Origin of the sequence: Rahnella sp. JUb53, assembly GCF_004346065.1 — a bacterium.
GTDB lineage: Bacteria > Pseudomonadota > Gammaproteobacteria > Enterobacterales > Enterobacteriaceae > Rahnella > Rahnella variigena.
In genome coordinates, this window is record NZ_SLYT01000005.1 from 169,985 (window position 1) to 191,163 (window position 21,179).

20 protein-coding genes, 1 tRNA gene and 1 pseudogene are annotated in these 21,179 nt (G+C 50.7%); 12 read left to right on the forward strand and 10 right to left on the reverse strand.

Annotation, left to right across the window (positions count from 1 at the left end):
• Positions 1-20: 20 nt before the first annotated feature.
• From EC840_RS13870 to malE, 5 genes are all read right to left on the reverse strand, one after another.
• A complete protein-coding gene (locus EC840_RS13870; RefSeq protein WP_132965764.1) occupies positions 21-200 on the reverse strand; it encodes a hypothetical protein in 180 nt (59 codons plus the stop codon).
• 63 nt (positions 201-263) lie between these two features.
• Complete coding sequence (locus EC840_RS13875; RefSeq protein WP_132965766.1) at positions 264-842, reverse strand: hypothetical protein; 579 nt, start codon at positions 840-842, stop codon at positions 264-266.
• A gap of 231 nt (positions 843-1,073) precedes the next feature.
• Positions 1,074-1,964, reverse strand: a complete 891-nt coding sequence (gene malG / locus EC840_RS13880) for a maltose ABC transporter permease MalG (RefSeq protein ID WP_112286742.1) — start codon at positions 1,962-1,964, stop codon at positions 1,074-1,076.
• A 13-nt stretch (positions 1,965-1,977) separates the two neighbouring features.
• Positions 1,978-3,537, reverse strand: coding sequence for a maltose ABC transporter permease MalF (gene malF, locus EC840_RS13885; protein WP_120162360.1), 1,560 nt, complete (start codon positions 3,535-3,537; stop codon positions 1,978-1,980).
• 71 nt (positions 3,538-3,608) lie between these two features.
• A complete protein-coding gene (gene malE, locus EC840_RS13890; protein ID WP_112286740.1) occupies positions 3,609-4,808 on the reverse strand; it encodes a maltose/maltodextrin ABC transporter substrate-binding protein MalE in 1,200 nt (399 codons plus the stop codon).
• Between the two features lie 378 nt (positions 4,809-5,186).
• Here malE and malK point away from each other — a divergent pair, with 378 nt between their 5' ends.
• The 8 genes from malK to gdhA all read left to right on the forward strand — a co-directional run bounded on the left by malK (position 5,187) and on the right by gdhA (position 12,950).
• On the forward strand, positions 5,187-6,296 hold the full coding sequence (gene malK, locus EC840_RS13895) for a maltose/maltodextrin ABC transporter ATP-binding protein MalK (RefSeq protein WP_112286738.1): 1,110 nt from the start codon (positions 5,187-5,189) through the stop codon (positions 6,294-6,296).
• 29 nt (positions 6,297-6,325) lie between these two features.
• Complete coding sequence (locus tag EC840_RS13900) at positions 6,326-7,621, forward strand: maltoporin (RefSeq protein ID WP_113877152.1); 1,296 nt, start codon at positions 6,326-6,328, stop codon at positions 7,619-7,621.
• 225 nt (positions 7,622-7,846) lie between these two features.
• Positions 7,847-8,743, forward strand: coding sequence for a maltose operon protein MalM (gene malM, locus EC840_RS13905; RefSeq protein ID WP_120162358.1), 897 nt, complete (start codon positions 7,847-7,849; stop codon positions 8,741-8,743).
• Between the two features lie 103 nt (positions 8,744-8,846).
• Positions 8,847-9,686: an AraC family transcriptional regulator gene (locus tag EC840_RS13910; RefSeq protein ID WP_132965768.1), complete on the forward strand. Its 840-nt coding sequence runs from the start codon at positions 8,847-8,849 to the stop codon at positions 9,684-9,686.
• A 51-nt stretch (positions 9,687-9,737) separates the two neighbouring features.
• Positions 9,738-10,175: a DUF2000 domain-containing protein gene (locus tag EC840_RS13915; RefSeq protein WP_113877155.1), complete on the forward strand. Its 438-nt coding sequence runs from the start codon at positions 9,738-9,740 to the stop codon at positions 10,173-10,175.
• A 70-nt stretch (positions 10,176-10,245) separates the two neighbouring features.
• Positions 10,246-10,944 carry a phosphatase PAP2 family protein gene (locus EC840_RS13920; RefSeq protein WP_132965770.1) on the forward strand — a complete coding sequence of 233 codons (699 nt, stop codon included), beginning with the start codon at positions 10,246-10,248 and terminating at the stop codon, positions 10,942-10,944.
• Between the two features lie 62 nt (positions 10,945-11,006).
• Positions 11,007-11,492 carry a methylated-DNA--[protein]-cysteine S-methyltransferase gene (locus EC840_RS13925; protein WP_113877157.1) on the forward strand — a complete coding sequence of 162 codons (486 nt, stop codon included), beginning with the start codon at positions 11,007-11,009 and terminating at the stop codon, positions 11,490-11,492.
• A gap of 114 nt (positions 11,493-11,606) precedes the next feature.
• Positions 11,607-12,950: an NADP-specific glutamate dehydrogenase gene (gdhA, locus tag EC840_RS13930; RefSeq protein WP_113877158.1), complete on the forward strand. Its 1,344-nt coding sequence runs from the start codon at positions 11,607-11,609 to the stop codon at positions 12,948-12,950.
• A gap of 220 nt (positions 12,951-13,170) precedes the next feature.
• Here the strand turns inward: gdhA and EC840_RS13935 are convergent, their stop codons facing one another.
• Together EC840_RS13935 and EC840_RS13940 are read right to left on the reverse strand one after the other, a co-directional pair.
• Positions 13,171-13,956, reverse strand: a complete 786-nt coding sequence (locus EC840_RS13935; protein WP_132965772.1) for a hypothetical protein — start codon at positions 13,954-13,956, stop codon at positions 13,171-13,173.
• 11 nt (positions 13,957-13,967) lie between these two features.
• Positions 13,968-14,432 (reverse strand): annotated as a pseudogene (locus tag EC840_RS13940) (tyrosine-type recombinase/integrase); the annotation flags it as partial.
• A gap of 418 nt (positions 14,433-14,850) precedes the next feature.
• Here EC840_RS13940 and EC840_RS13945 point away from each other — a divergent pair.
• Genes EC840_RS13945 through EC840_RS13955 form a run of 3 tightly spaced genes read left to right on the forward strand, consistent with a single transcriptional unit; the run spans position 14,851 to position 16,234 of the window.
• Complete coding sequence (locus EC840_RS13945; protein ID WP_129639284.1) at positions 14,851-15,342, forward strand: Hcp family type VI secretion system effector; 492 nt, start codon at positions 14,851-14,853, stop codon at positions 15,340-15,342.
• A gap of 11 nt (positions 15,343-15,353) precedes the next feature.
• The gene (locus EC840_RS13950) at positions 15,354-15,710 is read left to right on the forward strand and encodes a tlde1 domain-containing protein (RefSeq protein WP_129639282.1); all 357 of its coding nucleotides are present in this window, start codon (positions 15,354-15,356) and stop codon (positions 15,708-15,710) included.
• A gap of 11 nt (positions 15,711-15,721) precedes the next feature.
• Complete coding sequence (locus EC840_RS13955) at positions 15,722-16,234, forward strand: hypothetical protein (protein ID WP_129639280.1); 513 nt, start codon at positions 15,722-15,724, stop codon at positions 16,232-16,234.
• A gap of 182 nt (positions 16,235-16,416) precedes the next feature.
• Here EC840_RS13955 and EC840_RS13960 read toward each other — a convergent pair.
• A tRNA-Ile gene (locus EC840_RS13960) sits at positions 16,417-16,493 on the reverse strand.
• 143 nt (positions 16,494-16,636) lie between these two features.
• On the opposite strand from EC840_RS13960, the gene mug reads away from it, so the two are divergent.
• On the forward strand, positions 16,637-17,134 hold the full coding sequence (gene mug, locus EC840_RS13965; protein ID WP_113877368.1) for a G/U mismatch-specific DNA glycosylase: 498 nt from the start codon (positions 16,637-16,639) through the stop codon (positions 17,132-17,134).
• Positions 17,135-17,214: 80 nt separating this feature from the next.
• On the opposite strand, the gene rpoD is transcribed toward mug, so the two are convergent.
• Both rpoD and dnaG read right to left on the reverse strand, forming a co-directional pair.
• Complete coding sequence (gene rpoD, locus EC840_RS13970; protein WP_095923569.1) at positions 17,215-19,053, reverse strand: RNA polymerase sigma factor RpoD; 1,839 nt, start codon at positions 19,051-19,053, stop codon at positions 17,215-17,217.
• Between the two features lie 246 nt (positions 19,054-19,299).
• Entirely contained in the window at positions 19,300-21,048 is a 1,749-nt protein-coding gene (dnaG, locus tag EC840_RS13975) for a DNA primase (protein WP_112286729.1), read from the reverse strand.
• Between the last annotated feature and the right edge of the window lie 131 nt (positions 21,049-21,179).

Consider the following 21,179-nt stretch of genomic DNA (forward strand, 5'->3'; position numbering starts at 1 on the left):
GGGGCTTTTTTGTGAATGACTTAAAAAGAAGTATGCGTTTCTGCTTCTGCGTTATTAGCAAGAATACCTACCAGAATTTCGCCGGGATCGAGGATAGCAAACATCATGTCGCCAACGATGCGGCGCTGATCTTTAGTCCGATGATAATTAGCCACTATTTCTGGAGGTAACGTTCTTAAAATCTCTTCAATGGTTCTCATAACTATTCCTTTAGTGTGAATTAGAACACTCTACCGTTTTAATAATTCATTTCCTATACCGGTTCAGTTAAGCCCTTCTTCAGGCCATTCAAAATCGTGTACTCCCCCTCGTTGTCCCAAATGGCGTAATTTATTTAACAGATTTGATTTGTTAACTTTCATATCGCCATGCTCGTCATAAATAAATCCCCAGTACTGGTAAAAAGAGGCCAGCCCTGAAACAGGTCTGTTTATTTTCAGAACTATTACACCAGCAATATCTGCAAATAAATACGCGGCAAAGAATGCACAAAAAGCCATGCGTTTTTCTAATGCTGACTTTAAAACGGTATTTTTAAAATGTTCCAGCATGTGAATAGAAACCTGGTTAGCTTTAACATCGTAAGAATATACCGCTGCGCCAATCACTATGGGCGGCCTGCCTTTAGAATGTATTGCCAGGCTGAAGCGGTTTTCAAGAATGAAGTGTTCTTCTTTAAACCATAATCGCCAGTCTAGCATTGTCCGCATGAGTTCAAGATCAATAGCAGAACGCTTATCCAGAAAATTTACCTGAACATTTATCTGGTGATCGTTGAGCCTGTTTTGTAATTCGTTAAATGCCAATTCGGCAATGTCATAAACCCATCCTGAAGTATTCACGGGGACCTCCTTTTAACCGTCTGTCCCGCAGGCATGTTAAGAGGAATACTGGGCAATACCATCCCAGAGAGCCGATCCTGATACTTATTTATCATTCCTGGAATATGTCTCGAAAAGTAGAATGCAATGGAAAGCGGTTTGCATAAGCACAGACACAAAAAAAGGCGGCTTATTCAGCCGCCCAAGACACAGGTAATTGATCAAGTACTACAAAGCGCATTAGCCTTACATTTAACCTTTCACACCGCCTGCCGTTAAGCCGCCGACCAGCCAGCGTTGGGCGATCAGGAATACTGCCGTAATCGGGATGGCGGACAATATGGCCGCCGCCGCGAAATCGCCCCACAGGTAGTTTTGCGGGTTCAGATATTGCTGCATGCCGACCGCCAGGGTGTAGCTGTTCACGTCACGCAGCAGTAAAGATGCCACCGGCACTTCGGTGATGGCTGCGATGAATGACAGAATGAACACGACGGCCAGAATCGGTACCGACAGCGGCAGCAGCACCAGACGGAAAGCCTGCCACGGGGTGGCGCCATCCAGTGCGGCGGCTTCTTCCAGCGAGCCGTCGATGGTTTCGAAATAGCCTTTGATGGTCCAGACGTGCAGGGCGATGCCGCCCATATAGGCGAAGATCACGCCGCCGTGAGTGTTCAGGCCGAGGAACGGCACATACATGCCGAGGCGGTCGAACAGGGCGTATAACGCCACCAGTGACAGCACCGCCGGAAACATCTGGAAGATCAGCATCCCTTTGAGCAGCGAACTTTTACCGCGGAATTTCATGCGGGCAAACGCGTAGGCGCAGGTGGTGGAAAGGGCGACGATGCCGACCGCGGTGATCCCGGCGATCTTGATCGAGTTCCATAACCACAACATCACCGGGAATGGCGGCGGTGTGATGCTGCCGTCGCTGTTGGTAACCGCGATGCCGAGCGCCAGTTTCCAGTGATCCCACGAGACCTGATCCGGGATCAGGCTGCCGGTAGCAAAGTTACCCGGACGCAGCGAGATGGCGAATACCATCAGCAGCGGGAACAGGATCAGCGCCAGAAAACACAGCAGTAAAAGGTGCGTGACCAGCAATCTGACTTTCTGCGACTTAGGTTTAACCATGGGCATTGTCTGTTTCTCCTTAGTCGAATTTCATGCGTGAGGCTTTCAGGTTCACGACAGCCAGCGCACCGACCAGCAGGAAGATCAGCGTGGCAATCGCCGCCGCCAGCCCGAAGTCCTGCCCGCCGCCGCCTTCGAAGGCGATGCGATAGGTGTAGCTGACCAGCAAATCGGTATGACCGGCAGGTGTCGTAGTGCCGAGCATGTCCGGCCCGCCGTTGGTCAGTAACTGGATCAGCACGAAGTTATTAAAGTTAAAGGCAAAGCTGGCGATCATCAGCGGCGTCAGCGGTTTAATTAGCAAAGGCAGCGTGATTCGGAAGAAGTTCTGCATCGGCGTGGCGCCGTCCATTGCCGAAGCTTCATAAAGATCGTCAGGAATGGCTTTCAGCAGGCCCATACACAAGATCATCATGTACGGATAACCGAGCCAGGTGTTGACGATAATGATCATGCTTTTGGCGGTCCACGGATCGCTGAACCATGCCGGTTTAATGCCGAACAACGCGCTGAGCATCAGGTTGATTTCACCGAAACTCTGGTTGAATAACCCTTTGAAAATCAGAATCGAAATAAAGGCCGGCACCGCATAAGGCAGGATCAGCAGGATGCGGTAAGCAGCTTTGCCTTTCAGTTCCTCCCACTGTACGACGCAGGCCAGCACCATGCCGACGGCGACGGTCAGGATCACGGTCAGCAGGGCAAAAACAACGGTCCAGACGAAAATCGACAGGAAGGGTTTCTGGATCCCTTCATCATGCAATACGCGCAGGAAGTTGCCCCAGCCGATGCCGACGGTAAAGCCCGGGCTGAGTTGTTCGGCCTGCCATTCGCCCTGAGCGTTTACTGCCTGATAGAAGCCGGTTTTTGTGTTCGGGCGGTAGATTGTGCCGGTTTCAACGTTAGTCAGCTGCTTTTCATCGTCGCCCAGTTTGTACAGCGGCTGGGTGCCGGAGAACTGGCGCAATGAACTCATGCGCAGCGTTTCGCCGTCGGGTAATTTCGCCGAGAGTTGTCCCAGCGCCGCACGGTTTTGTGTCACCACGCGCAGACCGGCTTTTTCCGTCGAAGGAGCGGTCTGCGGGAGCATCTCCAGCGTTTGTGGCGCGGAAGCGTTAAAGGCAAAAGGTGGCGAAACCAGCGTCTCGCTGTTATCCGCTGACGTCAGTGCCAGCTGCCATTTATCACCGGCAGACTTTTCACCAGCAGGGAAGAGCGCAAAATTAAGTGCTTTTCCGCCCTGAAATTGACGGTCCATCAGCACCGACTGCGCACGTTCAAACGTCAGCTGGTTGGTGCTGCTGTAGTTGGTGAACGCAATCGCGATGGTGCAGACCAGCGGGAACAGCACAAATAAAGACATCCCGGCGAGGCCAGGATAGACATAGCGCCACGAATAGGCGCGGCGGTTGCCGTAAATGTATAAACCGACGCTGGAAAGAATCAGGGTCAGAACGGCAAAAAGGGTTTCGCCCTGCGCATACATCAGCACGATCAGATAACCGGTAAAGCAGGCGAGCAGGGCGATGACCAGCCATTTGAACGCATTGCTGAACGGCCGTTTTTTGGCTCTTGGCATAAGGACAATCCTTGTGGTGGCGGTGCGGAACGCGTAAGTCCCGCACCGTTCATTGAGCTAATGCTTCGGCATTACTTGGTAATGCGTGTTTCTACGTCTTTCAGTGCTTGCGGAACAGTCTGGCGGCCATTCACCGCATTGATGATGGCGCTGCGTTCTGCATACCAGAAGGCGCTCATCTGCGGGATGTTAGGCATGATTTCGCCGTTTTTGGAGTTAGCCATGGTGGCGGCGATGCGCGGATCTTTCTCCAGTTGTTCCTGATACGTTTTCAGTGCCACAGCGCCCAGCGGTTTATCTTTGTTGACCACCGCCAGACCTTCGTCGGTGATCAGATAGTTTTCCAGGAACTCTTTCGCCAGTTCTTTATTCGGGCTGGCGGCGTTGATACCCGCAGTCAGTACGCCAACGAACGGTTTAGACGGTTTGCCGTGGAAGCTTGGCAGCAGCGTCACGCCGTAATTGATTTTGCTCTTGTCGAGGTTTGACCAGGCCCACGGACCGTCGATAGTCATCGCGGTCTGGCCTTTGTTGAAGGCGGCTTCGGCGATGGAATAATCGGTATCGGCGTTGATGTGTTTGTTTTTCACCAGATCGATGATGAATTGCAGGCCAGCCTGAGAACCTGCGTTATTCACGCCCGTGTCTTTGATGTTGTATTTGCCGTTTTCATACTTGAACGCATAACCGCCGTCAGCGGCGATGATTGGCCAGGTGAAGTACGGTTCCTGCAAGTTCCACATGATGGCGCTCTTGCCTTTGGCGCGCAGCTCTTTGTCCAGTGCAGGGATTTCTTCCCAGGTTTTTGGCGCTTCTTTAATGATGTCTTTGTTGTAAATCAGTGACAGCGCTTCAACCGCGACCGGATAGCCGATCAGCTTGCCGTTGAAGGTCACAGCATCCCAGGTGAACGGGAACAATTTGTCTTTGAAGGCTTTATCCGGGCTGATTTCAGCCAGCAGGCCAGACTGTGCGTAACCGCCGAAACGGTCGTGCGCCCAGAAGATAATGTCAGGGCCGTCGCCGGTGGCCGCCACTTGCGGATATTTTTCTTCCAGCTTGTCCGGATGTTCTACCGTGACTTTAATGCCGGTGTCTTTCTCAAACTTCTTACCGACTTCCGCCAGGCCGTTGTAGCCTTTGTCACCGTTGATCCAGATGACCAGTTTTCCTTCTTCTATTTTGGCAAATGCGGAAGATGACAACACCAGCGTAGCCAGCGCTGAGAGTGCCAGTGTTTGTTTAACAATCTTTTTAATGCTGAGAGTCATAATCCAATCCTTTTTATTTCCTGTGAGGAGTCGGTTTTCTGTCGTCTGAGACGGGAAAAGACAGGGTACGACGCCAGTGTGGATTCAACCCGACAACGCTTCATCATCCCCCCCTCTACGCCCCCGCCTCTCAGAATGTGATCCCGCCGACACTCTCTGGCGTTATGTGGTTCATCACTCAAAAATATGCGTCGTTTTTTGCCATTCAGATCACGAATTTGATTTTTGCTGTGAACTTTCATCCGGTTGCGCGAATCCGTCATCCTCCCTGCTCCTCCCCCATGAAAAACTTTGTTACGGATGATTACGCTTAGCGGCTATTCCTTCACTCTTCGTTGCATTGAGTTTTCTCGCTGGCAGCAAGTACAGGAGTTCAGGATGGCGAGCGTTTCCCTTAACAGCGTGTACAAAGCCTTTGGTGAAACCGTGATTTCCAGCGACATCAATCTGGAAATCGAAGAGGGCGAGTTTGTGGTGTTTGTCGGGCCATCCGGCTGCGGTAAATCAACCCTGCTGCGCATGATTGCCGGTCTGGAAGACATCACTTCCGGCGAACTGAAAATTGGTGATAAACGCATGAATGAAGTGCCGCCCGCAGACCGCGGCATCGGCATGGTATTTCAGTCTTATGCGCTTTATCCGCACCTGTCGGTGGCTGAAAACATGTCTTTTGGCCTCAAGCTGGCAGGAGCGAAGAAAGCCGAAATCAATCAGCGTGTGAATCAGGTTTCTGAAGTGTTGCAGCTGGCGCACCTGTTAGATCGTCGTCCGAAAGCGCTTTCCGGCGGACAACGTCAGCGCGTAGCGATTGGCCGTACGCTGGTGGCAGAACCGACAGTGTTCCTGCTCGATGAACCGCTTTCCAACTTAGATGCCGCGCTGCGTGTGCAGATGCGTATCGAGATTTCGCGCCTGCATAAGCGCCTGAAACGCACCATGATTTACGTGACCCACGATCAGGTCGAAGCGATGACGCTGGCCGATAAAATCGTGGTGCTCGATGCCGGACATATCGCTCAGGTCGGTAAGCCGCTCGAGCTGTATCACTATCCTGCCAACCGTTTTGTCGCCGGTTTTATCGGCTCACCAAAAATGAATTTCCTGCCGGTGAAAGTCACCGGTGCTGAACCTGCACGTGTGCAGGTCGAGTTGCCAAACCGCCAGCAAGTCTGGCTGCCTGTCGAAGGCACCGACGTCAAAGTCGGCAGCAACCTGTCACTGGGTATCCGTCCTGAACATCTTCTGCCAAGCGACGTCGCGGAAGTGACGCTTTCCGGTGAAGTGCAGGTCGTCGAGCAACTGGGTAACGAAACACAGATCCACATCCAAATTCCGGCAATTCGTCAGAACCTGGTGTACCGCCAGAACGACGTGGTGCTGGTAGAAGAAGGTGCAACATTCGCCATCGGGTTGCCACCACACCGCTGCCATCTGTTCCGCGAGGACGGAACTGCATGTCGCCGGTTACATCCCGAATCTGGTGTTTGAAAGCACGCGATCCCCTACAGGAGAAAATGATGATTACAATGCGTAGTTCTTCCCTGGCGCTGGCAGTGGCTGCCGGAATCCTTTCTACACAAGCAATGGCAGTCGATTTTACCGGTTATGCCCGTTCGGGCATCGGCTGGACTGGCAGCGGCGGCGAGCAGCAATGTTTCAAAGCGACAGGCGCTGACAGTAAATACCGTCTGGGTAACGAATGTGAAACCTATGCGGAGTTAAAACTCGGTCAGGAAGTGTGGAAAGAAGGGGATAAGAGCTTCTACTTCGACACCAACGTGGCGTATTCCGTATCACAACAGAACGACTGGGAGTCAACCGATCCGGCTTTCCGCGAAGCAAACGTGAAGGGTAAGAACCTGATCGAATGGCTGCCGGGTTCCACCATCTGGGCCGGTAAGCGTTTCTACCAACGTCATGACGTTCACATGATCGACTTCTACTACTGGGATATTTCAGGTCCTGGTGCGGGTCTGGAAGATGTGGATCTGGGCTTCGGTAAACTGTCTCTGGCAGCGACCCGTAACACCGAAAGCGGCGGCTCATACGGCTATATTGCTGACCAGCGTAACGAAGTGCCAACGTCCAACGACGTGTTCGACGTTCGTCTGGCAGGCCTGCAAACTAACCCGGGCGGCGTGCTGGAGTTAGGTGTGGATTACGGTCGTGCCAATGCGCGTGACGGTTATTCCTTCGCGGACAATGCGACCAAAGACGGCTTCCTGGTGACTGCAGAACATACGCAGAGCATCTACAACGGCTACAACAAATTCGTCCTGCAATATGCCTCAGACTCGATGACTGATCCGGGTCAGGGCGCAGCGAACGGCCACTCCAACGGTGCAGCCATCGACAACAACGGCAGCATGATCCGTGTTCTCGACCACGGTGCGATTGACTTCAACGATACCTGGAGCCTGATGTATGTGGCGATGTATCAGGATGTTGACCGCGATAACAATAACGGCACAACCTGGTATACCGTCGGTGTCCGTCCGATGTACAAATGGACCCCGATCATGAGCACCTTGCTGGAAGTCGGTTACGACAACGTGAAATCCCAGCGCACCGGCGACAAAAACGGTCAGTACAAAGTTACCCTGGCGCAACAATGGCAGGCTGGCGACAGCATCTGGTCACGTCCGGCCATCCGCGTGTTTGCAACCTATGCAAACTGGGATGAAAAATGGGGCTACGATACTGACAGCGGCGCAAACAATGGCTTAGCGATGAACGATACCAGCACAAGAACCTTCAGCCGTGGTAATGACGATGAAGTCACCTTCGGCGCCCAGATGGAAATCTGGTGGTAATCCTCTTCGTCCTTTGAGCCGCAGGTACGTTAGCTGCCCTCACTCACCCCGGTCACATACTTGTGTATGCTCCCGGGGATGAGTTCAGTTGCCGCCTTCCTGCAACTCAAATGACTTCGAGGCCTGTGCCAGTTTTCAAAAGTACAAGCAGTAAAGAAGATGTGCTGGCTGGCGGATTATCGCTGATAACCGCCAGCCTTCATGGTGATTTCAAAGGAAACAATAATGAAAAAGAATCTGCTGTCACTGTGTCTGTCGCTGAGCCTGCTGGCTGCTGCACCTGCGGTCGTGAATGCTGCGCAGAATGATGCGAATACCGCACCGGCGATTTCCAGCCAGACCTTACGCAACCTTTCATGGACGCCGCTGGTCCCGCCAGTGACGCAGGATGTGACGCTCGGAACGTCCAGCGCACAGATTAATCAGGGTCAAATTCAGGGCGCCGTCGGGGCATTCGCATTGCCTGCCGACCGGGGTTCACTTGAAATTACGCTGACCAGTATCGCGACCGGTAAAACCGTGTATGCGCCAAATGTTCTGGTGCTGGATGAGCAGATGCGTCCGGCAGCCTTTTATCCTTCCAGCTATTTCCCGTATCAGAAACCGGGCATCGTCTCCAGTGACCGTCTGGAAGGCACACTGAAACTCACGCCAGCGCTGGGTCAGAAACAAATTTATCTGCTGGTGTACACCACTCGTCAGGATCTGGCTGAAACGACGCAGATGGTGAACCCGGCTAAAGCCTTTGCCGCAGGCGTGGGTAACGCGGTACCGGATATCCCGGATCCGATTGCCCGTCATACCCCAACCGGCACGCTGAGCCTGAAAGTCACCGCCGAGCAGAAAACCGGTAACGTGATGATTGGTCAGTTCCTCCCGTCATCCGCACCGGCTGCTGCCGCGCCAGTGGTTGTCGGCAGCACCCAGGCACCTGCGCCTGCGGCAGCCCCGGCCAAACCGTCTGAACCTATGCTCAGTGATTCCGAAACCTATTTCAACGACGCGATTAAGAAAGCGGTGAAAGCAGGGGACGTCGATAAAGCCCTGAAACTGCTGGACGAAGCTGAACGTCTGGGTTCTAAAACTGCCCGTAAAACCTTTATTGAAAGCGTGAAACACTAAGTTTTCTTAGCGCCTCCCTGCGAAGGGGAGGCGCTAAATCTCCTCATTTCATTTTCTCCCTTCTATTTGTTACCCTGTTGTTAATTCATTCAGCGGGGGATTTATGGCGTCTGCAAACTGGGTCGATTTATCGAAAGATAAAGACAGCGGGATCGAGACGATCCACGCCCATTTCGAAGGCCATGCTTACGATCCTCACTGGCATGACAGCTATCTGGTCGGCGTTACGCAATACGGATTGCAGCAGTTCAGCTGCCGGCGCCAGAAGCACCAGAGCCTGCCGGGTAAAGTGTTTATGCTCGAGCCGGGCGAAATCCACGATGGCGATGCCGTGCAGCCCGGCGGTTTTACTTACCACATGCTGTATCTCGATCCGCAATGGCTGAGCCGCGAACTGGCGGCGCGGCGTGATTCTCTGTCGTCTGCCGGTGATCCGAGTTTCGAAAATACCTTAGCGCAGGATCCGCAGCTGGCGCAGGCGACGTCGATGGCGTTTCAGGCGTTGCATGGCAAAGAACTGCGCATTGTGCGGCAGACCGCGCTCGACGGATTACTCAGCGCGCTGGGTGGACATCTCACCTGGCAACCGCCGCGTTTGCAGGTTGATGCACCCTGGGCACGCGTGGCGCATCAGGCGCGGGAATATCTGCACGCCCATCTGCACGAAGACATTGGCCTCGAACAACTGGCGGCGGCGACCGGCGAAAGCCGCTTTGTGGTCAGCCGTGCGTTTAAAGCCGAATTTGGATTGCCGCCTCACGCTTATCTTATTCAGCTGAAACTGACCCGCGCCCGCGAAGGGTTAGCGCTGGGACGCACGCCGGCAGCGGTGGCGGCAGACTTAGGGTTTGCCGATCAGAGTCATCTCGGGCGCTGGTTCCGCCGTGCGTATCAGCTCACGCCCGCGAATTACCGGCGTCTGTGCACAAATCTTCCAGATTGAGAAAAAGTGACAGGTTAAGCTCAGATTTCAACTGAACCGGAGCCTGTCACCATGAATACCCCTGCCACAATTTTGCCCTCATCCCCTGAACGCTGCGTTATCGTGATCAACCAGCAACTGGCCGCCGGACACGCCGCCAATGCCGCCGCGGTACTGGCGCTGACGCTCGGACAACGCCATCCGTCTCTGGTTGGCGCGCCGCTGATTGATGCTGATAACCGGGAACATCCGGGGCTGATCCCGATTGGTATCAGCGTGTTAGTGGCCGATGCTCAACAACTCACACAACTTCATCAGCATCTGCTTAATGATGATGAAATGGATGGCATTATTTTCCCGGTGGAAGGGCAGCAAACCACTGATTACGCGGCATTTCGTGAAGCGGTATCTGTTGTGCCGACGGATAACCTGCAACTGCTCGGCATCGCGCTGGCGGGGAATAAAAAAGTGGTGCGTAAGCTGACCGGCAAACTGGGATTACTGGGCTGATGCCTGTCATTTAACCGTCACATTTTTTCTCTATTCTCCTGATATTCAAACTAATATCAGGAGTTTCACCGTGCGTAAGTCCCTCGTCGCTCTGCTGCTTTTCACTCTGGGTTCCACCTTTGCTGTTCAGGCTGCTGAAGAAGCCAAATCGTTTATCACCAGTCAGGAGCTGGATCTGACCCAATATCTACCAGCGCCACCGGCGGATGATTCGGCACAGACCAAAGCTGAGCTGAAAGAATTGCTGGAAATTCAGGCCACCCGTACGCCTGAGCAAGAGAAAGCCGCGATTGCCGATGCCGAAGAAAATGTCTGGCGTTTTGCCAATGTAATGGGCCCGGATTTTGATGCCGCGAAACTGCCGAAAACCGCCGCGCTGTTTGAGCGCATTGTGGCGACAGAAGACGTGGTGGACGATCACGCCAAGAAAGCGTTTAACCGTCCGCGTCCTTACATGCTGGATGAACAAATTCATCCGCTGCTGAAAAAATCTAAATCCGGTTCATGGCCTTCCGGTCATTCCACTATCGGTTATCTGATGGCGACGGTGCTGGGTGAAATGGTGCCGGAAAAACGCAATGAACTGTTCATCCGCGCGGCCGGTTACGCTGAAAATCGTCTGGTGGCCGGTTTCCATTACCGTTCTGATACCGTGATGAGTCGCACCGGCGCGGCGCTGATCGCCCAGAAGATGGCAGAGCAGCCTGATTTCAAAACGGAATTTGACGCGGCAAAAGCCGAACTGCGTACGCAGCTGGGCCTGAAATAATTGTCGTCAGTTCCTGCCTTTCCGGTAAAGTGTGGGCGTAAAACTCGCAAAGGAAGGGACTGATGGAATACAGATTCAAGCGAATGGCATCACCGGTCGGGCTGCTGACGCTGGCGGCAAAAGGCGACAAACTGACCGCCATTTTGTGGGAATGTGAAATCGACGGGCGTGTGCCGTTGGGCGACATGATTGAAGACCCGTCGTTTCCGATCCTGCTGAAAACCGAGCAACAGCTGAACGAATATTTCGCAGGCGAACGTACGTGCTTTGAGCTGGAACTGGATTTCACCGGCACGGAATTTCAGAAAGAAGTCTGGGCGGCGTTGCTGGAAATTCCCTTTGGTGAGACGCGCAGTTATGGCGATATCGCCCGCCGTATTGGCCGTCCGAAAGCCGTTCGCGCCGTCGGTGCTGCCAATGGTCGTAACCCGATTTCCATTGTGGCGCCTTGCCATCGTGTCATCGGTGCTTCCGGTAAGTTAACCGGCTTTGCTGGCGGCCTCGATAACAAAGCGTTATTACTCAAGCTGGAAGGGCGCAAATCCTAGGGTTTTAATCGGGTAAATAAATCACTTGATGTCCGCTTGTCAGTCGATGCATAGTCAAAAAATAAGCAGTAAATAAAAAAAGACAACATCACTTACAGACGGAGTTTTAAATCAATGGATCAGATTCAATCCCTCGAACAGTTCTTATCCTCAGTACAACAACGCGACCCGCATCAGGTCGAATTCTCCCAGGCCGTACGTGAAGTTATGACCACGCTATGGCCTTTCCTCGAACAAAATCCGCAATACCGCCGTTCTGCTTTACTCGAACGTCTGGTGGAGCCGGAGCGTGTCATTCAGTTCCGCATCGCGTGGGTGGATGACAAAAATCAGGTGCAGGTGAACCGTGGCTGGCGCGTGCAGTTCAGCTCGGCGATTGGCCCGTATAAAGGCGGCATGCGTTTCCATCCGTCGGTCAATTTATCAATCCTCAAATTCCTCGGTTTTGAGCAGACCTTCAAAAATGCCCTGACCACGTTGCCAATGGGCGGCGGGAAGGGCGGCAGTGATTTCAATCCGAAAGGCAAAAGCGAAGGCGAAATCATGCGTTTCTGTCAGGCGCTGATGCTTGAACTGTACCGTCATCTCGGTCCGGATACCGATGTGCCTGCGGGTGATATCGGCGTCGGCGGGCGTGAAGTCGGGTATATGGCGGGGATGATGAAAAAACTCTCCAACAACACCGCCAGTGTGTTCACCGGCAAAGGGTTGTCGTTTGGCGGCAGTCTGATCCGCCCGGAAGCCACAGGTTATGGCCTGATCTATTTCACTGAATCAATGCTCAAACGCCATGGTCTGGATTTTGAAGGTATGCGCGTTGCGGTATCCGGTTCCGGCAACGTGGCGCAATACGCGATTGAAAAAGCCATGTCACTGGGCGCACGGGTGATTACGGCGTCAGATTCTAACGGTACTGTCGTCGATGAAGCAGGATTTACTCCTGAGAAACTGGCGCTGCTGACCGAAATCAAAGCCAGCCGCGACGGGCGTGTGGCCGATTATGCGCAAAAACTCGGGCTGACCTATCTCGAGGGCCAGCAGCCGTGGAACGTGCCGGTGGATATCGCGCTGCCTTGCGCCACGCAAAATGAACTGGATGCCGATGCGGCACGCGTGCTGATTGCCAATGGCGTGAAAGCCGTCGCCGAAGGCGCGAACATGCCGACAACCATTGAAGCGACCGACTTGTTCACCGACGCGGGCGTGTTGTTCGCGCCGGGCAAAGCGGCGAATGCCGGTGGCGTGGCGACGTCAGGTCTTGAAATGGCGCAGAACGCTGCACGTCTGAGCTGGAAAGCTGAAGAAGTGGATGCGCGTCTGCGTCACATCATGCTGGATATCCATCACTCCTGCGTGGAGTACGGCGGTGAAGGTAAACAGACGCAATATGTTCGTGGCGCCAATATCGCCGGTTTCGTGAAAGTCGCCGATGCCATGCTGGCGCAGGGCGTGCTTTGATTTTAGGCAGCCACTTTTGAGGCAATTAATTTAGCTAACAAAAAAGCCACTTCTTGCGAAGTGGCTTAATCGTTTGAATCTGAAACTAAAATTTGGTGGCCCTTGCTGGACTTGAACCAGCGACCAGTGGATTATGATAACCAACCAAAAATCAAATATTTATATGTTTATCATTGCATTGACTTGGTAATAATAGGCAGTATGAGTCAATAAATCTGACTTACTGCGACACTTTTGCGACATTTTTAGGTTCGTGATAAACATACACTGCATTATTAAAGGAAGTAACAGGGGACTCAGGTGTAAACTTATTCTTGACATTTTGTAGCATGGAATCATCACAAAAAATGCCATAGAAATAGTATTCCATGTATAAGCACACACTAATTATAATTAACTCTCCAATTTCTTCAGTGCGGTATTGAAATACTTTATGCTTACTGTGCGAATTTAAGTTTTTTTCTGTGAAATCTTTAAAGTCTCGTATACCAAAAGCAAAATCTAATACATTAAAGTCTTCATCAAAACCCACAAGACTCATAGGTATAATGAATAGTTGTTTGCTCCATGTATCGCCATATGTTTTATGATAAATCCCTTTCAAAATGCATTCTTGATAAAATTTATGATCTTCATATACTATATTAACTTCAGAGTTTTTAAAGTTTGGATTGATGAAGGTGAGTTCTTTATTTTTTTTCCTAAAAATTCTGGTGTCTTTAGCAAAGTTATTAAATGTCTTCACGTCCCTTAATGTTCCACGGATAACTTTTTGCACCATTTTTTTAAAATCTTTATCTTGATGTATCTTCTTGTTTACTCCTACTAAAAACAGGCGCATTCTGTTATCTAAATCTGATTTCTTATTATTATGTTTATCACATGACGGTACACTTAAAAGGTTGTAAGTGTATTTAACTGAGTCAGGGAAAAGACCTCGAGGGGGAATGTGTTCGCTTGTCGTTGCTGGTTCATTGCAATAATAACATGTTAGCTGAGTGGTCATTATTTATATCCTTAAATTGTTTTATTAAGAGGGTTGAATTTAAGTGCTTCTTCCAAATGATTGGGAGCGAAATGTGCATATCGCATTGTCATTTTAATATCGATATGACCAAGAATTCTTTGTAACACAAGAATGTTTCCACCATTCATCATAGAATGGCTGGCAAAAGTGTGCCTTAGCACAAGAGGTAATTGTCCATCAGGTAATATTATCTCAGTTCTGTTAATCGCTTTTCTGAATGCTGAATAGCATGAAGAGAATAACGCACTACCACTTTCGGGCAATAAATCGTATAGCTCCCTACTAGTTGGGACTGAACGGTTGCCATTACCTTTAGTTTTCGTATAGATGATCCGAAAGTTGGTCACTGTCTTCAACCTATTGGATCGTGAGTAATCACCTGAAAGGCATTTTTCGCGGTAGTGTGAGAACATTTGCGCATCGAATTCCCTTGCGAGCGGCTTGGTAATCATATCCAGTTTTGTTCCATACTGTTTTGATATTTAATCAATTTTTATCTTGGCCTGCAATCAGTTAATCAGAAAACTTCGTTTCCCAGTGGGAGATCTGAAATACCGTATTGCCTTCTTCTGCCGCTGGATATGATACTCAATCTTGTTAATATTATCCAACATATCATTAATATTAATTTGATTGTCTTAAATGATCGAATAAATGAAATCCATAAATAAAGTCTTTTTAAAAATAGGGTTGTCTATTGGTTAAGTTGACTTTTTGCACGAATTTAAACTTCCCCTAGCTGGTTCTTTTAGTTTTTTTGATATCAATAATAAAATTCTGAAAATTCGCGTTATTTGACCGAGTCGGCACAAACATAATGTTTCAAGTGTAGTATCTTCATGGGGATTAAATAAATGACAGGAAGTATTCAAAATGGCTATACCCGTTTATTTATGGCTTAAAGACGATGGTGGCGCAGATATAAAGGGTTCTGTAGACGTCACAGGGCGTGAGTACAGCATAGAAATATTGGCGATTGATCACAGTGTTTCATTACCTACGGATAACCATACTGGGAAAATTTCAGGGAATAGGGTACACAACTCATTTGGTTTTGATAAAGAAATTGATTCTTCTTCCCCCTATTTATACAAAGCTATATGCACCGGTCAGACACTAAAATCCGCGGAGTTCGGATATTACCGAATTAATGATGCCGGACAGGAGGCGCTTTATTTTACCGTCACGCTTGAGGGGGTGAAGGTGGTGAGTGTAATGCCGCTAATGTATGACATTAAATCCGCATACGGTGAAGCGCGTAACCATTTGGAAGCCATTGAGCTACGCTATGAAAAAATCACGTGGCGCTATCTTGATGGCAATATTTCTCATTCAGACGCATGGAACGAACGAGCCACTGTTTAGGAGCAACATAAATGACTTGGACATACCAGCAGAGCACGGGCAATCTCTATAAAGATGGCGAGTTAATGGAGAGCGGCTATTCCGGTGTTTTCACCAATAAAAATAATCCCGAGCGTGAACACGTTAAGGGAATGGGGCCGATCCCAAGGGGATCTTATCGAATCAATGGTTATACAGATCATAAAGGACCATTCACTATAAATCTGGAGCCCCAAGGATCTACGTATGGTCGTGATAGTTTCCGTATACACGGAGAGCGGGTGAATAAGCCGGCTGGCTTTGCGTCGGCGGGTTGCATAATCATGAGTAATCACACTCGCAGAATGGTGGCGCGCTCTGGTGATAATCAATTAGAGGTGGTGCGTTGAGATACTGTCTGATGATAATCCCACTGGTGTTTTCAGCCTTTGGCGTATTGGCCTCACCACTCACACCTGAGTCACTTCACTCATCTATTGTCAAAGCAGGTGCTGATGCCACTGTTCGCACAATGGGCAATAATGACTGGGACCGTTTTTACGACGCTGTTAAAGACGGTAAGCCGGAATGGATAAAGTTAATACCTGAAGTGACACCGGGAACGGATGCCGGAAGAGCTGAAGATTTAGCACCTATGCTCGCATTGGGATTATCTAAAGCAACAGTAACGGTTCTCAGTGTGTTGAGTGAGGGAGAATATTCACGTCTTATTGGTTCAGAGGTGGTTTGCTCGATGCCATTCATCGAACCTACCCGCTATTCTATTTATCGTTATTATGATCGCACACGTGCGGCTCTCGTAAAAGTAGGCTCACCCGGTAAGAAGTGCCTGAGTATTCTGGATGCTTCAATGCAGTCGATAAATAAGAATGACAGTCAGGGAAAAATTGAATGGGGTGAAGGCGAATACTGATCCCCCTCTGGCGCTGATTGGCTCAATCATCAGGCACGACTTGCTGTTGATTTTTTTATATGCGAAGTGTCAATTGTTTCCATGTCGAAGGGATTGAGGGACCAAAAGGGGGCGGAAGAATGATCCAACAAAAAAGCCACTTCGTGAGAAGTGGCTTAATCGTTGAATCTGAAACTAAAATTTGGTGGCCCTTGCTGGACTTGAACCAGCGACCAAGCGATTATGAGTCGCGTGCTCTAACCAACTGAGCTAAAGGGCCGAGGTGCGGGATTATACGGTAAACTCTGCTTACAGGTCTATATGTGTTCGGTTTGTATGCGCGTTTTGTGCACAGTTCTGGCATGTTGTATTCGCAGACTTTTTTTACCGATAACTCCAGTAAATACATCTCAGGAAAGAATAATGATTACAGATATTATCGCCAGGGATCTTTCTGTCGTTTTTTGCGGCATCAATCCTGGTCTATCTACCGCTCATCATGGTTTTCATTTTGCTAATGCCAATAATCGCTTCTGGAAAGTTATCTATCAGGCCGGTTTTACCGCGCGCTTGCTGAAGCCTGAAGAAGAGCAACATTTGCTGGATACGGGTTGTGGCATCACGATGCTGGTTGAGCGCCCGACCGTTGAAGCAACCGAACTGGTACGCGATGAGTTGCGTGAGGGCGGGGCGGTTTTGACGGAGAAAATCGAACGCTATCAGCCGCGTGCACTGGCTGTTTTGGGTAAGCAGGCGTTCAGTAAAGCGTTTGGGATCAGCAAAGTGAACTGGGGACGTCAGGCGCTGAAAATCGGTGCCACAGAGGTCTGGGTGTTGCCTAATCCCAGCGGACTGAACCGTGCGACGTTAGAGGAACTGACCGCCTCTTACCGCGAACTTTACGATGCGCTTAATTCCTGAGCCTAAACTTCAAACAATAAAAAGCCCCGCCATTTCCTGAGAAAGGCGGGGCTTTTTATTGGCTGACAGCCTGAGGACGATTAATCGTCCAGGAAGCTACGCAGCACTTCGGAGCGGCTTGGGTGGCGCAGTTTACGCAACGCTTTCGCTTCGATCTGACGGATACGTTCACGGGTAACGTCGAACTGTTTGCCCACTTCTTCCAGAGTGTGGTCAGTGTTCATATCGATACCGAAACGCATACGCAGAACTTTCGCTTCACGTGCGGTCAGGCCAGCCAGAACGTCATGCGTCGCAGAACGCAGGCTTTCAGACGTTGCAGAATCCAGTGGCAGCTCGAGGGTAGTATCCTCGATGAAATCGCCCAGATGCGAATCTTCATCGTCGCCGATTGGCGTTTCCATGGAGATTGGCTCTTTAGCGATTTTCAGCACTTTACGGATTTTGTCTTCCGGCATCAGCATACGCTCAGCCAGCTCTTCCGGTGTTGGCTCACGGCCCATCTCTTGCAGCATCTGACGGGAAATACGGTTGAGTTTGTTGATGGTCTCAATCATATGCACCGGGATACGGATGGTACGCGCCTGGTCGGCGATGGAGCGGGTGATAGCCTGACGGATCCACCAGGTCGCATAAGTTGAGAACTTATAACCACGGCGATATTCAAACTTATCAACGGCTTTCATCAGGCCGATGTTACCTTCCTGGATCAGGTCAAGGAACTGCAGACCACGGTTGGTGTATTTCTTGGCGATAGAAATAACCAGACGTAAGTTTGCTTCAACCATCTCTTTCTTCGCGCGACGGGCTTTCGCTTCGCCGATCGACATGCGACGGTTGATGTCTTTAACCTGCTCGATAGTCAGGCCAGTTTCTTCTTCGATCTGACGCAGTTTCATCAGGCCGCGCTGCACGTCTTCGGTCACTTCTTTCAGCTTCTCAGACCATGGTTTACCCATTGCCAGAGCTGCATCGAACCAGGTATCGCTGGTTTCGTTACCGGCGAACAGATTGACGAAGTTTTTCTTCGGCATTTTGCACTGTTCAACGCACACTTTCATGATCAGACGTTCCTGAGCACGTACGCGATCCATCATGGAACGCATGCTGTTAACCAGGAAATCGAACTGTTTTGGCACTAAACGGAACTGTTTGAACACATCGGACAGCTTCAGGATTTCTTCTGCTGCGCTCTTGTGACTACGGCCGTTTTTCTTGATGACCAGACGTGTCGCTTCATGTTGTTCACGCAGTTCGGTGAACTTCTGGCGAGCCAGTTCAGGGTCGATGCTGTTGTCGTCTTCAGCGTCGTCGTCTTCATCTTCGTCTTCGTCGTCATCATTCTGCTCTTCAGTGGTCAGTTCAGAACCCACATGAGTCGCAGTTGGTGCGATTTCTTCTTCGGCGTTCGGGTCAACAAAACCGGTGATCAGGTCAGACAGACGTACTTCGCCTGCTTCCACACGGTCATATTGCTCTAACAAATAAGTGATAGCTTCAGGATATTCAGCAACGGAGCACTGGACCTGATTGATACCGTCTTCGATACGTTTGGCGATGTCGATTTCGCCTTCACGGGTCAGCAGTTCAACGGTACCCATCTCGCGCATATACATACGCACTGGGTCGGTGGTACGGCCAATTTCGGATTCAACGCTGGAAAGTACCTGCGCCGCCGCTTCTGCAGCGTCTTCGTCGGTATCTGGGCGGTTTTCGGCCAGCATCAAATCATCGGCGTCCGGAGCTTCTTCAAGAACCTGGATGCCCATGTCGTTAATCATCTGGATGATGTCTTCGATCTGGTCGGAATCGACGATATCTTCCGGCAGATGGTCATTGACCTCAGCATAGGTCAGATAGCCTTGCTCCTTACCACGGGTGACAAGTAGCTTAAGCTGTGACTGCGGGTTTTGCTCCATAAGACGGTATCCACACTTCAGAGTATTTGGGTTGGTGTCGGTCGGGTAACATCGCCAACAATAACGTTAGGGGCGTTTATTGTGCCGCGGCCCACCAGGGCGGCTCTGCGCAGGGCCGTGCCCCGCTTTTTATCGGCACTTAAGCCGTGTTCTGTTTTACCCGTCATACTTCGAGCCGCAGGTGCGTTAGCTGCCTTCCCGTCACTCGAGTTATCCGGGTAAATATATGTTCTTGTTATTAAATTTTTAACTCTTTCTCGCTAACACCTGATTCAGGGAACTCACTTCGGTGCGTTCCTCTGGACTCAGGCCATGCGTCCTGGCTTTTGCAATCAAAGTTTCAAGCCGTTGCTCTAAAATCGAGTCATACAGGCTGGCTAGCGTGGCACGAAATTCCTCTTCGACCATGTCCTCTACGATCATGTGGTTCCATGTCGCCAGAGTTTCAAGTTGTTGGTAGAACTTATTGTCGCGATAAAGTTCCAGTAACTGGCCTGTTGTCAGGCCCGGCTGGGCTAAGCAAGTGGTGACTAACTCGCTGAAAAGATCCAGTCCTGGTTGCTTCGCTTGCTCCAAACCTTGCAGCGAGGGTATAAGTGTAGCCAGTTGTGGGTTTTGTACCAGTAACCCTATAAGTATACGCATGGTTGTGCGTTTTAGCTGGGGCGCCTGATAGACATTGCTATTTTCTGCCTGTTTAGGCATCAGCTTTTCCAGCTGGCTGTCATCCAAAATCCCGAGCTTATTCCCTAACTGCTGACGCAAATACATCCGTAACGTTTCACCGGGTACCTGGCGGATCAGCGGCAATGCCAGCATGCTCAATTTGGTGCGCCCGTCAGGGCTGCTCAAATCAACCTGCGGCATCAGCGAATCAAACAGGAAAGTGGACAGCGGCATCGCCTGCTCCATTCTTTGTTCGAACGCTTCTTTGCCTTCTTTTCGCACCAGCGTGTCTGGATCTTCGCCGTCGGGTAAAAACATAAAACGCAGCTGGCGACCATCATTAAGATAGGGCAGTGCTGTTTCCAGCGCGCGCCATGCAGCTTCACGTCCCGCCCGGTCGCCGTCGTAACAACAAACGACGTTATCGGTGCTGCGGAACATCAGCTGAATGTGGTCAGCCGTCGTGGACGTACCCAGTGAGGCCACGGCGTAATCAATGCCGAACTGCGCCAGTGCGACAACGTCCATATACCCTTCAACAACCAGCAAACGCGCCGGCGTCGGGTGCTTTAACTGTGCTTCATACAGGCCATACAACTGGCGGCCTTTATGGAAAATTTCGGTTTCCGGCGAGTTGAGGTATTTCGGCGTACCGTCACCCAAAACCCTGCCGCCAAAGGCAATCACGCGGCCACGTTTATCACGAATAGGGAACATCACCCGTTCGCGGAAACGGTCATAGCTGCGGCCATTGTCATTGGTGACTAACATGCCGGCGTCAATCAGAGACGCTTTATCATCGGCATTTTTGCCGAAACGCTTTAATGCGTTGTCCCAGCCCGGAGGGGCGAAACCAATAGCGAAGTGACTGATGACGTCTTCACTCAAACCGCGTCGGGCAAGATATTCCCGTGCGGGGGCACCTGCAGGCTGTTTAAGTGATTGCTGATAGAACTCGCTAAGCGGTGCCATCAACTGGTAGAGGCTTTGACGCTGATGACGCTCCATCTGGCTTGGACCGGTGCCTGCTTCGTACGGCACTTCCAAACCCTGCATTGTCGCCAGTTCCTCAATGCTTTCGACAAACTCAAGCCTGTCATAGTTCATCAGGAAATCGACGGCATTGCCGTGGGCACCACAGCCGAAACAGTGATAAAACTGCTTATCGCCATTTACGGTAAATGAGGGTGTTTTCTCATGGTGGAAAGGGCAGCACGCGTGATAATTTTTACCCTGTTTCTTGAGCTTTACACGTGCGTCGATCAAATCGACGATATCGATGCGAGCCAGCAAGTCATTGATAAATACGCGCGGAATTCTCCCAGCCATAAGCCCCTTACTCACTAGCCTATAAACGAGAACAAGCCGCGCATTCCTTTCGGAAAGCACGGCCTTCGTATGCTACTACGCAGTCTGCGCGTTCTTAATATTGCAAATCACGCGATTTGGGGTTGCCCCCG